Source organism: Streptomyces sp. NPDC048696, assembly GCF_043198895.1.
In the GTDB taxonomy this organism is placed as follows: domain Bacteria; phylum Actinomycetota; class Actinomycetes; order Streptomycetales; family Streptomycetaceae; genus Streptomyces.
The window spans coordinates 102402-115384 of record NZ_JBICVJ010000014.1; the positions used below are offsets into that span (position 1 = coordinate 102402).

11 protein-coding genes and 1 pseudogene are annotated in these 12983 nt (G+C 72.0%); 2 read left to right on the plus strand and 10 right to left on the minus strand.

Features of this window, described 5'->3' with window-relative positions; translation table 11 throughout:
* Positions 1-5 precede the first annotated feature (5 nt).
* From ACGFRG_RS27335 to ACGFRG_RS27370, 8 genes and pseudogenes are all read right to left on the minus strand, one after another.
* The gene (locus tag ACGFRG_RS27335; RefSeq protein WP_393268131.1) at positions 6-389 is read right to left on the minus strand and encodes a tyrosinase family oxidase copper chaperone; all 384 of its coding nucleotides are present in this window, start codon (positions 387-389) and stop codon (positions 6-8) included.
* A 160-nt stretch (positions 390-549) separates the two neighbouring features.
* Positions 550-1653: a 3-amino-4-hydroxybenzoic acid synthase gene (gene griH / locus ACGFRG_RS27340; protein ID WP_361433889.1), complete on the minus strand. Its 1104-nt coding sequence runs from the start codon at positions 1651-1653 to the stop codon at positions 550-552.
* A 45-nt stretch (positions 1654-1698) separates the two neighbouring features.
* A pseudogene (locus tag ACGFRG_RS27345) lies at positions 1699-2522 on the minus strand (2-amino-3,7-dideoxy-D-threo-hept-6-ulosonate synthase).
* Between the two features lie 23 nt (positions 2523-2545).
* A complete protein-coding gene (locus ACGFRG_RS27350) occupies positions 2546-3835 on the minus strand; it encodes an aspartate kinase (protein ID WP_361433891.1) in 1290 nt (429 codons plus the stop codon).
* A 225-nt stretch (positions 3836-4060) separates the two neighbouring features.
* Positions 4061-5029, minus strand: coding sequence for an AfsR/SARP family transcriptional regulator (locus ACGFRG_RS27355; RefSeq protein ID WP_361433893.1), 969 nt, complete (start codon positions 5027-5029; stop codon positions 4061-4063).
* A gap of 146 nt (positions 5030-5175) precedes the next feature.
* Positions 5176-6396, minus strand: a complete 1221-nt coding sequence (locus ACGFRG_RS27360; RefSeq protein ID WP_361433895.1) for an MFS transporter — start codon at positions 6394-6396, stop codon at positions 5176-5178.
* 43 nt (positions 6397-6439) lie between these two features.
* Positions 6440-7081, minus strand: a complete 642-nt coding sequence (locus ACGFRG_RS27365) for an NADPH-dependent F420 reductase (protein WP_361433897.1) — start codon at positions 7079-7081, stop codon at positions 6440-6442.
* A complete protein-coding gene (locus tag ACGFRG_RS27370; RefSeq protein WP_393268137.1) occupies positions 7078-8496 on the minus strand; it encodes an FAD-binding oxidoreductase in 1419 nt (472 codons plus the stop codon). Before ACGFRG_RS27370 ends, ACGFRG_RS27365 begins: the two co-directional genes overlap by 4 nt.
* Positions 8497-8742: 246 nt before the next feature.
* Here ACGFRG_RS27370 and ACGFRG_RS27375 point away from each other — a divergent pair, with 246 nt between their 5' ends.
* Positions 8743-9876, plus strand: coding sequence for a helix-turn-helix transcriptional regulator (locus tag ACGFRG_RS27375; RefSeq protein ID WP_361433901.1), 1134 nt, complete (start codon positions 8743-8745; stop codon positions 9874-9876).
* Positions 9877-10066: 190 nt separating this feature from the next.
* Complete coding sequence (locus ACGFRG_RS27380) at positions 10067-11251, plus strand: GAF domain-containing protein (protein ID WP_361433903.1); 1185 nt, start codon at positions 10067-10069, stop codon at positions 11249-11251.
* Positions 11252-11284: 33 nt separating this feature from the next.
* Here the strand turns inward: ACGFRG_RS27380 and ACGFRG_RS27385 are convergent, their stop codons facing one another.
* Positions 11285-12142 (minus strand): helix-turn-helix domain-containing protein, encoded by an 858-nt coding sequence (locus ACGFRG_RS27385; protein WP_393268141.1) that lies wholly within the window; start codon positions 12140-12142, stop codon positions 11285-11287.
* A gap of 14 nt (positions 12143-12156) precedes the next feature.
* A complete protein-coding gene (locus ACGFRG_RS27390) occupies positions 12157-12912 on the minus strand; it encodes a DUF6879 family protein (protein WP_361433907.1) in 756 nt (251 codons plus the stop codon).
* Positions 12913-12983 lie beyond the last annotated feature (71 nt).

The following is a 12983-nucleotide window of genomic DNA, read 5'->3' on the forward strand; positions in this document are numbered from 1 at the left end:
CGGGATCACATGGAGTGGTGGGAGGCTTCGCCGAGCGGTACGAGGTTGGCGCCGCGCAACTCGTCCACGGCGGCGCGCGCGGCGTGCAGCGGCGACTTGGCGACCTCGTAGTGGCACAGGGCGCTCAGGTAGGCGCCCTCGCCGAGCTTCATCAGGGACAGCGGCCGGCCGTCTATGGAGACGGCGTGGTCCGCGCCCATCGCGGTGACGCGGATGGCGCGGCCCTTGTAGGTCTCGGTGTAGTCGTCACCGTGGGCGGCGGGGGCGGCGGCGACGGCGTCACCGGACCCCGAGGCCCCGAACACGGCGATCCCGGCGGCTCCGGAGAGCCCGGTGACAACGGTGGCGGCAACAGCGCCCCGCTTGATCACGTCGCGACGATTCAGCATGGGGCGACCTTTCTGTGGTGGGGATGGGGCGGGCGGGGGGCGCCCAGCACCTGCGGTGCTGGGCGCCCTACAGGGGCGCGGGGGGTGTGACATTTGCGGCTCCGCCGCGGGCGCGCTCAGCCCAAGGCGGCCCGCAGACGAACAACCGCGCAGCGAACCGCTACTTCTCCAGGCAGAACTCATCGATCGGGTAACCGACATGCCGGTCCTCGCTGGGCAGGAACCCCAGAACGGTGTCCCCCGGCTTCAGCTCGGTGCTGTTGAGCACGACACCCCCGGGGCCGAGCACCCGCACGTGCCAGTCGTCCTGAAGAATCAGATTCACCCGCTGCCCGTTCGGCGCCACCGCGTCGATCGAGATCAGCGGCCGGGACTCGATCTTGACCCGCCCGACGGTGACCAGCCGCGTCTGCCCCTTGATGTCGACGGCGAGCACCTTGCTGCCCGCCTTCAGCTCGCTGAGGTAGTTGGTCCGCTCGTCCTTGGAGAGCGTGTACGAGTGGATCGCGCCCGCGTTGACCCGGAACGGCCGGGTCGGCATGTACGGCAGCGGGTGCGTCTCGCTGACGCACAGGACCATGCCCTTGGAGTGCGAGCCGACCAGGATGCCCTCGTCCTCGCGGAAGTACGTGCAGGTGTCGACGCAGGCGCGCTCGCCCATGCCGATGTGCTCGGTCTTCTCGACGGTGAGCTCGACGAGGTCGAGGTCGGGCACGTCGGCGGTGGCGGCGGCCTTCAGCTTGGCCGCGTCGCCGACCGCCGCCGGCGCCATCATCACGCCGTCCGAGCCGTGCTCCAGGACGCCGAAGATGATCTCGGCCTCCTCCACGTCCTTGGCCACCGTGATCATGCTGCCCTTGGCGCGGGCGGCCGCCGCGATCACGATCTCCAGCGGGATCTTGGTGGGGTCGCGGAAGAGCAGCACGCTCCACTTCTCGGTGCGCGCCGACTCGCAGGCGTCCTCCAGGGTGGGCGCGTCGATGATCTCCACGAAGCGGCCGAACTCGATGTCCGGGTACTTCAGGGCGAGTTCGGCCGGGGTCACGCCGTGCACGGCCGGGTCCACGATGACCACGGAGGCGTCGCCGAACTCGGCGGGCAGCTCCTTGCGCGGCAGCAGCACCTTGGTGAGGGTCGGCGGCAGGTCGGCGAAGTCGGCGGGGTCCTCGGCGACGATGCCTTCCAGGCGGTAGTGCAGGGCCTCCTGGAGGATGGCCTCCTTGGCGTCGCCGAGCGAACGGGCGTCGAGCCAGCTGATCTTCATGGGAAGAACTCCTCTTAAGAGACGGTGGTCAACGGGGCGGTGCGGTCATCGGCGGGTGCGTTGGGCGCCGGCACATGGTCGGTCGGCACCTCGCGCCGTACGGCGGGGTGGATCAGGCGGGACACCTTGGCGGCCATGGCCCCGGGGTCCGGTGCGAGGAAGACGTTGCGGCCCATCGCGACACCGGACGCGCCGCCGCGCAGCGCCTCGTCCACGTAGGCGAGCACGCGCTTCTCGTCGGGCTCGCGGGGGCCGCCGACCACGACGAGCGGGACGGGGGAGGCGCTGGTGATGTCCCGCATCTCGCCGATGGTCTCGGCGCAGACGGTCTTGACGATGTCGGCGCCCAGGTCGGCGGCGAGCGAGGCCGCGTGGGCGATCAGCGCCGGGTCACGGGGGTTGGTGATCTTCGGACCGCGCGGATACATCATGGCGAGCAGCGGAACGTTCCAGCGGTCGCAGGCGTCGCCGACCGCCGCCAGGTCCGCGATCTGCTGGCGCTCCTGGGCGGAGCCGAGGTTGACGTGCACGCTGACCGCGTCCGCGCCCAGCCGCAGGCACTCCTCGACGCTGGCGACCAGGTACTTCTCGTCCGGGTCGGGGGCGTGCACGGTGCTGGCGCTCAGATGCACGATCAGCGACGTACGGGCGAACCGGGCCGAGTCGACATAGCGCAGGCTGCCCTTGTGCAGCACCACGGCGTCCACGCCGTTGACGGCGAGCTGCCCCACCAGATGGTCGAGCCGGTTGCCGCCGGTCACCGGTCCGTCGGTGATCGAGTGGTCGAGCGGCACGATCAGCAGCCGCTCGCCGCCGTGGCGGTGCAGCCGCCGCAGCCGCAGCTTCCGGGCGAAGGAATGGGTCAACATCATCGAAACCTCCCCTGTGGGGGTCAGGCCGGTACGGGCGTGGTGCACCCGGGTGCGGCGTCGAGCTGGGCGAGACCGAATTCGTCGTGCAGTACCTGTGCCGCGCGTACGGCGTCGTGGTCCGGCACGGTCACCGAGATCCGCATCTGCGAGGCGGAGACCGAACTGGGCGTGATCGCGGCCGACTTGAGGCAGGTGAGCAGCCGGGCGGTGCTGTCGGAGCGGCTCAGCAGTCCCGTGCCGACGAGGGACAGCTTGGTGATGTTCGCGTCGCATTCGAGCGGCCGGCCCGGGGGTCCGGAGCGACGGGTCAGGAAATCGCTGAGCGGCTTCACGTCGTCGGTGTGCACGGTGATGCCGATGCTCACCCCGGTGCTCTCGTCGGAGAGCGCCGCCATGTCGACGGGCAGGGACTCCTGGGCGAGGAACGCGAAGACATCGGCCGCCGCGTCCACGTCCCCCGCGTCGAAGCGCAGGTTCACCCGGGCCACATCGGAATCGAGCACCACTCCGGTGACGGTCGTACGTGATTCGAGCATGTCGCTTTTCGTCTCCTCCCTGGCAGCGATCACGGTTCCGGGTCCGGTCCGTACGGAGTGCCTGACGTGGATGTCGACACCCCGGAGCGCTGCTAGTTCCACGGCACGTGCGTGCATGACTTTCGCGCCGGCGAACGACATCTCGGCCATCACGCCGACGTCGACGACCGGCAGGATCGATGCGGAGGGCAGGATGCGGGGATCCGCCGTGAAGACGCCGTCGACGTCGGTGTAGATCTCGCAGCGGGCGGCGCCGAGTTCGGCGGCCACGGCGACGGCCGTGGTGTCCGATCCGCCGCGCCCGAGCGTGATGACGTCGCGCCGGTCGGTCAGCCCCTGGAACCCGGCGACCACGGCCACCGCGCCCCGGGACAGCACCTCGTTGATGGTCTCGGTGTCGACGGCCACGATCACCCCGCGGCCGTGCGCGCCGGTCGCGAGGATCCCGGTCTGCGCGCCGGCGAGGGAGACGGCCGGGACACCGATGTGGTGCAGGGCCATGGCGAGCAGCGCCGCCGACGCGCTCTCGCCGGTCGCCAGGAGCTGGTCGGTCTCGCGGCCGCCCGCCTCCGCCCCCACCGACTGGGCGAGGCCGAGCAGCCGGTCGGTGGTGTCGCCCCGGGCCGAGACGACGACGGCCACCGGCTGTCCGCTGCCGTATACGGCCGCCACGCGCTCGGCCACGGCGCGGACCTGCCCCAGCGAGGCGAGCGAGCTGCCGCCGTACTTGTGCACCACGGGCGGGACGCCGCCTGCGCCGTTCGGGAGCACCATGAAGCACGTCCTTTCCTGCGGGTTCGGCGGGGCCGTTGCCTGGTTCCCGGTGCGGTCCTGTGCCGGCCCCACCGCCGCTGACGCTCCCGTGGACCGGTATCGGCCAGGTTTCACGGCGATATCGCGGTGTGCATGGCGCGATAACGCACACGAAACACCCCGCCAACGCATGCGAAATGCCCCGCGCCTGGTGGCACGGGGCATTGTCGGAAGGGTCGGGCGGGGTCAGGCCTGGGACAGCCTCAGCGCCGCCTGGAGCCGGAGGTTGGACTGCTGGAGGCTGCTCAGCCGGGTGCGTATCGCCCCGGACTGCTCGGTGCGCGCGCTCTTGAGGGTACGCAGTGAGGGCTGGCGCACCAGCGAGAGCGAGGCGACCGAGGACGGGCGGACCGGGACCGGCTCCACCGGCCTGCGGGGGCCGTCCAGGGACGGATCCTCCACCAGGATCGCCTGCTCCAGGGCCCGCAGGGATTCACCCGGGTCGATGCCCAGCTCCACCGAGAGGAGCGTACGGGTCTCCCGGAACTGCCGCAGCGCGTCCGCCTGCCGGCCCGAGCGGTACAGCGCCAGCATCAACTGCGCGCACATCTGCTCCCGGTAGGGGTTCTCGGCGACCTGCCGGTACAGCTCGCCGACCACCTTGCGATGGCGGCCCATCTGCAACTCCAGGTCGACGCACTCCTCCAGGACCGACAGCTGCTCCTCCCGCAGCATCGTCGCGGCCTGCCGCAGCACCCGGCTCTCCAGGCCCGCCGCCACCGGCCCCTTCCACTGCGCGAGCGCCGAGCGGAACAGGTCCACCGCCTGCTCGGGCTGCCCGTCCCGGGCAGCCTTGCGGCCCAGTCCCGCAAGGTGCTCGAACCGGGCCAGATCGAGGGCGGTGTGCGGCAGCCGGATGCGGTATCCGGCCGGATGGGTCTCGATGATGTCCCCGATGCCGCCGCCGACGAACTGGCGGCGGATGGCGGAGACGCAGATCCTCACCTGTCCCCTGGCGGAGGCGGGCGGGGTGTCCTCCCAGATGGCCTCCAGGAGCCGTTCGATCGGTACCACGCGGTCCGCTTCGAGTAACAGAGTGGCGAGCAAGGCCTGTTGGCGGAAGCCGCCGAGGCGGACCTTGTGGCCCGCGCACTCGACTTCGAGCGGCCCCAGTATTCGGAAGGTGAACGGTTCTTGGTCGCGCGCTGACTGCATTGGGCTGAGCCCCTCCCCACGTCGGCGGTGCACCATCACTTTTCGTCCCCCCAAAAGAAGCCGGTCCGCAAGGCCGGTCCGGCTTCCGGGTGCGGCGCTCCCGCCCGGCTCATGCGGTAGCCGGGCGGAGCGCGTACAGCAGGATTTCAGATCGTCGTCGGAGTCTGGGTGGAGGCACCGGTCTGCGGCGGTGCCGAGGGGGCCGGGGCGGGTGCTCCGGCCGGGGCGGGGCGGTTGATGCGCAGGGAGAGCGCCAGCATGCCCAGGGCGAGCACACCGACGGTCAGCGCCGCGTAGCCGACGCCGTGCGCGCCGCCGAGCGAGAAGCCCGAGGCACCCGCGACACCGCCGAGGCTGATGCCGATGTAGATCGTGCTCTGGTGCAGCCCGAGGACCATCGGGGCGGACTGCGGCGCGGCGGCGACCGTCCGCAGCTGCTGCGGCACGTTGATCATCCAGTGGCACACCCCCCACGCGGCGGCCAGGACGAAGGCCGCGGCCATGTTCCGGGCGAGCAGCGGGGTGAGCGTGGCGGCCACCACCAGCAGCGGCGCCCCGACGCGGATGGTCCGCACGGCGCCGATACGGTCGGTCAGGCGCCCGGTGAGCAGGTTGCCCGAGACCGCGCCGATGCCGAAGCAGAGCAGGATCAGCGAGGTGCGGCTCGCGTCGCCGTCGGTCGCCCGGTCCATCACCTGGTCCACGTAGTTGTAGACCGTCCAGCTGGTGCTCAGGCAGAGCAGGGTGGCCAGCAGCGTGACGAGCACCTTCGGCTGGCCGAGAGGCGCGAGCCGGGCGCGCAGGGTGGTGGCGGCCTGACCCGGCAGCTCGGGGATGGACGCCGCGATGCCGACGGTGGCGACCACGGTCAGGCCCACCACCAGCCAGAGCGTGGCGCGCCAGCCTGCCTGGTCGCCCAGCCAGGCGCCCAGCGGAAGCCCGAGCACGATGGCCGCGGTGAGCCCGCCGACCACCAGCGCGGTGGCCCGGCCGCTGCGCTCGGGCGGTGTCATCGCCCGTGCGGTGGCAAGGGAGTTGGCGGTGTACATGGAGGCGCCCGCTCCGGCCACCACGCGGCCCAGCATGGCCCAGGTGTAGCCGTCGGCGACCGCGGTGAGCGCGTTTCCGACGGCGAAGACGGTGAGCGCGCCCAGCAGCAGCTGGCGGGGCGGGCGGTGGCCGGTCGCGGCGGCCAGCATCGGCCCGCCGATCGCGTACGCCAGCGCGAACGCGGTGATCAGCCAGCCGGCGGTGGTCCGGGCCACGCCGAAGTCGTCGGCCATCGGATCGAGGATGGGCGCGATGACGAAGGTGTCGACGCCCATCGCGAAGTTTCCTACCGCGAGGACGAGTAATCGCAGACGCACAGTGGCTCCTTGGATGGGTACGGGGAGGGGGCGCGGGTGGGTGTCACCCGTCGGGCAGGAGCTTGAGTCCGGCGTTGCGGCCGAGGCCCAGCCGGTCGATGAGTTCGATGCACAGCAGCGCCATCTGCTCCAGGACGCGCGCGTTGTGCAGGTCCCCGGCGTCGAGGCCGCGCAGCCCCGCCCGGTCGATCAGCTCGATCACGGGGATCTTGGCCTCGTAGTCGTCGCCCGCCACGAACACGTCGAGGTGGGCGCCGTCGAGCCGGCCGGAGAACAGGGTGGCCGCGCAGGAGGTGTTGAACGCCTTGACCACGAAGGCCCGCGGCGCGGCCTCGGCGATCAGCTCCGTCATGCTGGCGGCACCCGAGCGCTCCGGCAGCGCCCCGGCCGCCTCCACCGGGTTGGTGGTGTCGATGAGGATCTTCCCGGCGAGCGCGGAGCTGTGCTCGCCGACGAAGGCCAGGACGTCGTCGGCGCCCAGGGCGAGGGTGATGAGCTCGGCGCGCAGGGCGCTTTCGACGTCCCCGGCGACGACCTTGCCCACGGCCCCCGCGCCCGCGTCGGCGGCCGCCCGCACCGCCCGGTCGCCGCACCGGTCGGCGAGCTGCACGGTCTCCCCGGCCCGGGCGAACAGATGGGCGGTGGCCCGGCCCATGGGGCCCGCGCCGATCACGCTGATGTTCACGCCGGTACCTCGCTGCGCCGTGCCTGGGGGGCGATGTTGTGGTTCACCCGGAACACGTTGGCGGGGTCGTAGCGCTCCTTGAGCGCGCCGAGCCGGGCGTACGCGTCGGGGGTGAACGCACTGCGGACGTGGTCGGCCCCCGCCGAGGCGTCCAGGAAGTTCAGGTAGCGGCCCCCGGTGGCCCAGGGGGCCATCGCGTCGACGAGGAGGTCGTCGGGGCCCGCCCCCATGTCCCGGGGGCCGCCGGGGGCGACGGTGAAAAGGCAGTACGCGGCGTCCCGGTTGCCCACCGCGTTGGCATGGCGCACCGGGCTCGCGAGCGCGCCGCCGAGGTGGCGCAGCTCGACCAGGCCCAGCGTGCACCCGGAGCCGGGCCCCGCGTGCGCGAGCAGCCGGTCGGCCGCCGCGCGGTCCAACGGGCCGAGCATCGCGGTGCGTTCGTGGTACGCGTACGGCACGGTCGGGTCGCCGTGCACCGAGGCGATCTCGGTGTACGGCATCTCCCGCACGGTGTCGAGCAGCCGGGGCCCCGACTCCCGCAGCCGCTGGACGAGCTGTTCGCCGGCCGGGGCCGACCCCGTGAAGGCGATCCGCACCTGGGTGACGAAGCGCCCGCGCAGCTCGACCGGCAGCGCGGGGTCGTCCGGGAAGCGCACCAGGGCGATCGAGGAGGTCATCTCGCGCGGCACCCGGGCGGTCCATTCCAGCCAGGTCCGCAGCACGTCCGGGGCCAGCGCCCCGTCGAAGCTGAGGCACCCCCCGTACAGCCTGCTCACCGGCATGAGGCCGATCTCCAGCGAGGTGACCACGCCGAAGTTGCCCTTGCCGCCGCACAGCCCCCAGAACAGCTCGGGCTCGCGCTCCTCGTCGACCACGCGTATCTCGCCGTCGGCGGTCACCACGTCGATGCTGCGGATGTGGTCGGCCGCGTAGCCGAAGGTGCGGGCCATGACGGCGAGGCCGCCGCCGAGGGTGTACGAGACGGCGCCGACCAGCGGGGACGAGCCGTTGAGCGGCGCCAGGCCGAACGCGGCCCCCTCGTGGATGACCTGCTCCCAGCGCACCCCGGCCGCCACGCGCGCGCTGCCCCGCTCCGGCGCCACGCGCAGCCCGGTCATCCGCCGGGTGGAGATGAGCACCGCGCCGTCGGCGGCCATGGCCGCGCCGTGGCCGGTCGCCTGCACCGCCACCGGCAGCCGCCGGGCGGCCGCGAACCGGACCGCCGCCGCCACGTCCGCGGCCCCGGTCGCGCCGACGACCAGCGCGGGCCGGTGCTCCAGGAGCGTGTTGAAGCCCGCGCTCTCCTCGGCGTGACCCGGCTGCCCGGGCAGCAGTACGGGCCCGCGCACGACGGCGGCGAGCCCGGCCGCCTCGTCGGCGCCGATGGGCGGGGTGTGCTGGACGGCGGATCGCACGACTGAAGCCTCCTGTGTCGGCAGGGGAGCCCGGGCCGCCGACGGCGGCCCCGTACCCAGATCGTCGGCCGCCGCCCGCCGGCGCCGCCATCCCGAGATGAAGGTGTTCCCACCTCGGCATCCCCCTCAAGTGAGGGGGTGTGCACGGGGGTTGGAGTGGGGGACCATGGAGGGGACGACTCGCACATGACGAGGTACCGAGCCGCGCCCCACGAGTCGCGCACCCGACGAGGAGTGACCGGTCCCGTGACTGCGCCCAGGAACGCGAACGCGAGCACCGCCCGAGCCATCGACGCGCTCCTCGCGGACATCCGCACCGCCCCCGACGCCCTGGCGCTCTTCGCCACGGCCTCCGACCAGCTGCGCCGACTGCTGCCGTACGACGCGGCGGTGTGGCGGGCCACCGACCCGGTGACCGGCATGATGACCTCGCCGATCCGGGTGGAGAACCTGACGTCCGAGGGCTGTTCGGTGTACTGGGAGTCCGAGCTGCTCACCGAGAACGTCAACCTGTTCCGCGATCTGGCCCGCGCCGCCGTGCCGGTGGCCGGGCTGCGCGCGGCGACCGGCGGGCTGCCCGGCCGCAGCACGCTCTACCGCGACTTCCTCGCGCCGCGCGGCCTGGACGACGAGCTGCGCGCGGTGCTGCGGGTGGGCGGCCACCCCTGGGGCCAGGTGAGCCTGTTCCGCGCCCAGGGAGCACCGGCGTTCGGCGCCGACGACGCCTTCGTCGTACGGGAGTTGTCCACGGCGATGGCCCGGCGGCTGCGGTCGTTCACCGAGCCCTCCGCCGAGCCGACCCCGAGCCGTGGCCCCGGCCCGGGCCTGCTGCTCTTCGACGCGGGCGGCCAGCTGCTGTCCGTCAACGACGAGGCGCGCGAGCTCCTGGACGACCTCGTCCCCGGCCCCACGACGGCGACCGCGCTCGGTGTGCGCGTACCCGCGTGGATGCACAGCACGGCGAGCAAGGCGCGGGCGATAGCGGCGGGCTGGGACAAGGGCAGCGCGCGGGTGCGGGTGCGCAGCAGGGGCGGCCGCTGGCTGGTCTGCCACGCCTCCTGCCTGCGCGGCGCGGACGGCGAACTGGGCGTGTCGGCGGTGGTGATCGAGCGCGCGTCGATCTCGGAGGTCGCCCCGCTGATGGTGAAGGCGTACGAACTGACCGACCGGGAACTGGAGATCACCCAGTACATCGCGCGGGGCCTGGGCACGGCGGAGATGGCCGGGAAGCTCTTCCTCTCCCCGCACACGGTCCGCGACCATGTGAAGGCGATCTTCGAGAAGGTCCGGGTGTCGAGCCGGGGCGAGCTGGTGGCCAAACTGTTCACGGAGCACTACGCGCCGCTGGCGGAGGAGTCGGAGGAGCGGGTGTGGGGGTGAGGGCGACGCGTCGGTGCCGGTTCGACGGCGGCGGTTGGCGGGGCGGCCGGGAACGGTTCCCGTGCCCTCGGGGAACGGCCTGAAGTAGCCGTACACACGGCCCACCCATCTCTTCCACACAATCCACACATGTGTTTGACTCGGCGGGCTGGTGGCGGACGTGCCCGGGGTGTCCGGGGGGAGGCTTGTCGTGGCGAAGAGGACGTCGGCTGCGGCGGCACGGTGGGGAGCGGGCGACTCCGGAGCGCTGGAGATCCTGGAACTGCTCGCCGCGCAGGCGCCGTTGCAGGAGATCGACGAGGTGCTGCTGAGGGTCCACGACCGGGGCGCCAGCGCCGACGAACTGGCGCGTATCCATCGGGCGGGCCGCCTCGGCCGCACCGTACACGGCCTGCTGAGCGGCCGGCGGCGGCGTGAACTCGACCTGGCGGCCCTCATCGAGACCTCGCGCGACCTCATGGGCGCGTGCGATGTGGACGGCCTGCTGAAGGTGGTGGCGCAGCGAGCCCGCCAACTCCTGGACGTGGACGTGGCGGTGGTGACCCTGCTGACGTCGAAGGACGGCGATTCGGTCGTCCGGGCGTCGGCCGGAGTCTGCAACTCCTTCCACACGGGCATCCAGTTGACGGGTGGCCGTGGCATCGGCGCGGTGGTCCGGGCCACCGGCGCGCCGTTCTGGACGTCCGACTACCTGACCGAGCCGGACATCGACCACGACCCGGCGCTCGACGCGATGGCGGCCCGCGAGGGCGTGCGCTCGGTCCTCGCCCTGCCGCTCCACCACGACGGCGGCAGCGTAGGCGTGCTCTACCTCGGCCAGCGCGAGGTCCGCCCCTTCGAGCCCGCCGAGGTCGCCCTGATGGGCTCGCTGACGGACCTGGCGGCTGTGGCCATCGACAAGGCCCAGTGGGTGGAGCTCTACAACGCCGAGGTGGCCAAGCTGGAGGAGCACAGCGCGCTGGCGATGGAGACGATCGAGGCGGAGCGCCGACTGGAGGTGGTACGCGACCACATCCTGGGCCTGGCCCTGTCCGCCCGGGGCCTGGCGGCGCTGGCGGACGAGGTCGGCATCCTCCTGGACGGCGAGGCGATCGTCCGCGACCACCAGGGCGGCGTGGTGGCAGGCCGCGAGTCCGCCTTCCCGGCCCCCCAACTCCCCGCCCCGGCCCCGTCCCCCCGCCCCCCGGTCCTCCTGGACGGCGGAGTCTGGCAGGCGTCGGTCTGGGCGGGCACGACGTGGCTGGGCCACCTCCTGTTCCGCCCCCGCACCCCCCTGGACCCGGAGGGCGAACGCATCCTGGCCTACACGGCACAGGCGTCGGCGGTGGCGCTGCGGATGCGGGCGGGGGCGTCGGAGCTCATTGGGCCGCATTGAGGGGTCGGCCCCGCTGGTGCGAAGCCGGTCGTCTCAGGGTTCGCCCAACACGCGTCGGGCATCGGCGACGACCCGGTGCGCGTCGGCCCCGTAGACCGCGGACTCGCTCAGGGTCTGCCATACCCGGAGATAGGTGGCGATGCTGTCGGCGTCGTCGATCCACAGCTCGGCGTGCCAGTCCTCCACGACCACGAGCCGCTCGTCGTAGACCCAGAAGCTGTTGCCCGGCCAGATCTTCAGCGACGCCGTGAAGGGGACGATGCCCAGCTCCACGGTGTCCAGGCCGATGACACCGGAGAGGTGGTGCAACTGGGCGGCGAGCACGGACGGCGGGCAGACCAGGGACCGCAACGCGCCTTCCCACATCATGATCCGGTACTTCCGGCCCGGCCGGTACAGCCCTTCCTGCCGCTGGATCCGGGCGCGTACGGCGTCCTCGGTGTCTCGCGGCGACCGCATCAGGTCGGCGTGCCGGTTGAAGGTGTGCCGGGCGTACTCGGGGATCTGCACCATGCCGGGGACGAGGACGTTCTCCCAGATGGTCAGGACGCGTGTCCGCTCGTGCTCCACCGTGACGGCGTCCTGCACGGGCCGGTGTCCCGAGGCGAGTTGGCGACGCCACGACCGGATGTGCGACTCGAACCCCCGCAGCCGGGCGAGCAGTTCTTCATAGGTGTCGGGCTGTCCGGTCCCGTCCGCCCAGGCCCGCAGGTCCTCGGCTGTCGCCGTCTGTTTGCCGTTCTCCAGCTTGCTGATCTTGACCTTGGTCCATCCCGACCCGAGCCGCTCAGCGAGCTGAGTACCGGTGAGCCGACCTTCAGGCGCCGTGAACCGGAGTTCCCGGAGCCGGATCCCGAGATCCTCGCGCGCTTTCTGGTAGTCCGTGCTCACCGGTACTCACCTGCTTACTCCTCCTTCGCGGCCAGCTCGGCCACAAATTGCCTGTTCGGGGTGGCGTAGTGCTGCGCCACGTCACGCAGCCGGTTGTACTGGTTGACGCGCGCCGGTTCGGTGATCAGCTCGGCGCCCGTGAGGTTGTCGTCGTCATCGAACAGGCACAGCGCGACGATGTGGGAGTCGAAGATCCAGAAATCCTCGTCCGGAAGGTCTGCACGCCTGGCCTCGTCGCGCCACATGTTCCGGACTTCCTCACCGAGCTCGGTGTTGTGCTCGGCATGCGCCAGCAGGTACAGCTGGCCCTCGGTCGGCGGGTTGTCGACGATCCGGACGCGCCCGACGTACGCGCCATCCCGCGTCTTGGCGCCGATCGTACGAGCCCACGGTGAGTCCATGTCCCATGTCGGCGTCTCACCCCGGGCGAATTGGGCGTAGGTATCGGTCGCCTGGTCCGACGCGTAGCCCTTGCGCATCTCCAGGTGCCAGGCGCTGTGCCGGAAGTTCTCGAACATTCGGGCAAACGTGTCCGGGCCGAGGACGCGCGGTTCGGTGTCCCGGTCCTTGGGACCGAAGTCGATCAGCGTGTTGCGCGGCACCACGACCGGGATCTCGTCCTCGTCCAGGTGCTGGAGCTGGGCGATGTCCTCGGGGTCGGTGAGCCGGGGGCCGTGCACGATGACCTCACCCGTGTCCAGGTCTTCGTGCACAGCGGGACAGGAGCCGCCACCACTGCCGGTGCCGTTGAAGCGCAGCCGTCGCGCCATGATCAGTTCCTTTCGTCGAGGACTGATCCCGTAAGCATCATGCAGACCAACGCCCCGTGGGTCCGGTTGGT

Excerpts from the sequence above, each read along its gene's own strand:
- ACGFRG_RS27335 (WP_393268131.1), bottom strand. The coding sequence starts at position 389 with ATGCTGAATCGTCGCGACGTGATCAAGCGGGGCGCTGTTGCCGCCACC.
- griH (WP_361433889.1), bottom strand. The coding sequence starts at position 1,653 with ATGAAGATCAGCTGGCTCGACGCCCGTTCGCTCGGCGACGCCAAGGAG.
- ACGFRG_RS27350 (WP_361433891.1), bottom strand. The coding sequence starts at position 3,835 with ATGGTGCTCCCGAACGGCGCAGGCGGCGTCCCGCCCGTGGTGCACAAG.
- ACGFRG_RS27355 (WP_361433893.1), bottom strand. The coding sequence starts at position 5,029 with ATGCAGTCAGCGCGCGACCAAGAACCGTTCACCTTCCGAATACTGGGG.
- ACGFRG_RS27390 (WP_361433907.1), bottom strand. The coding sequence starts at position 12,912 with ATGGCGCGACGGCTGCGCTTCAACGGCACCGGCAGTGGTGGCGGCTCC.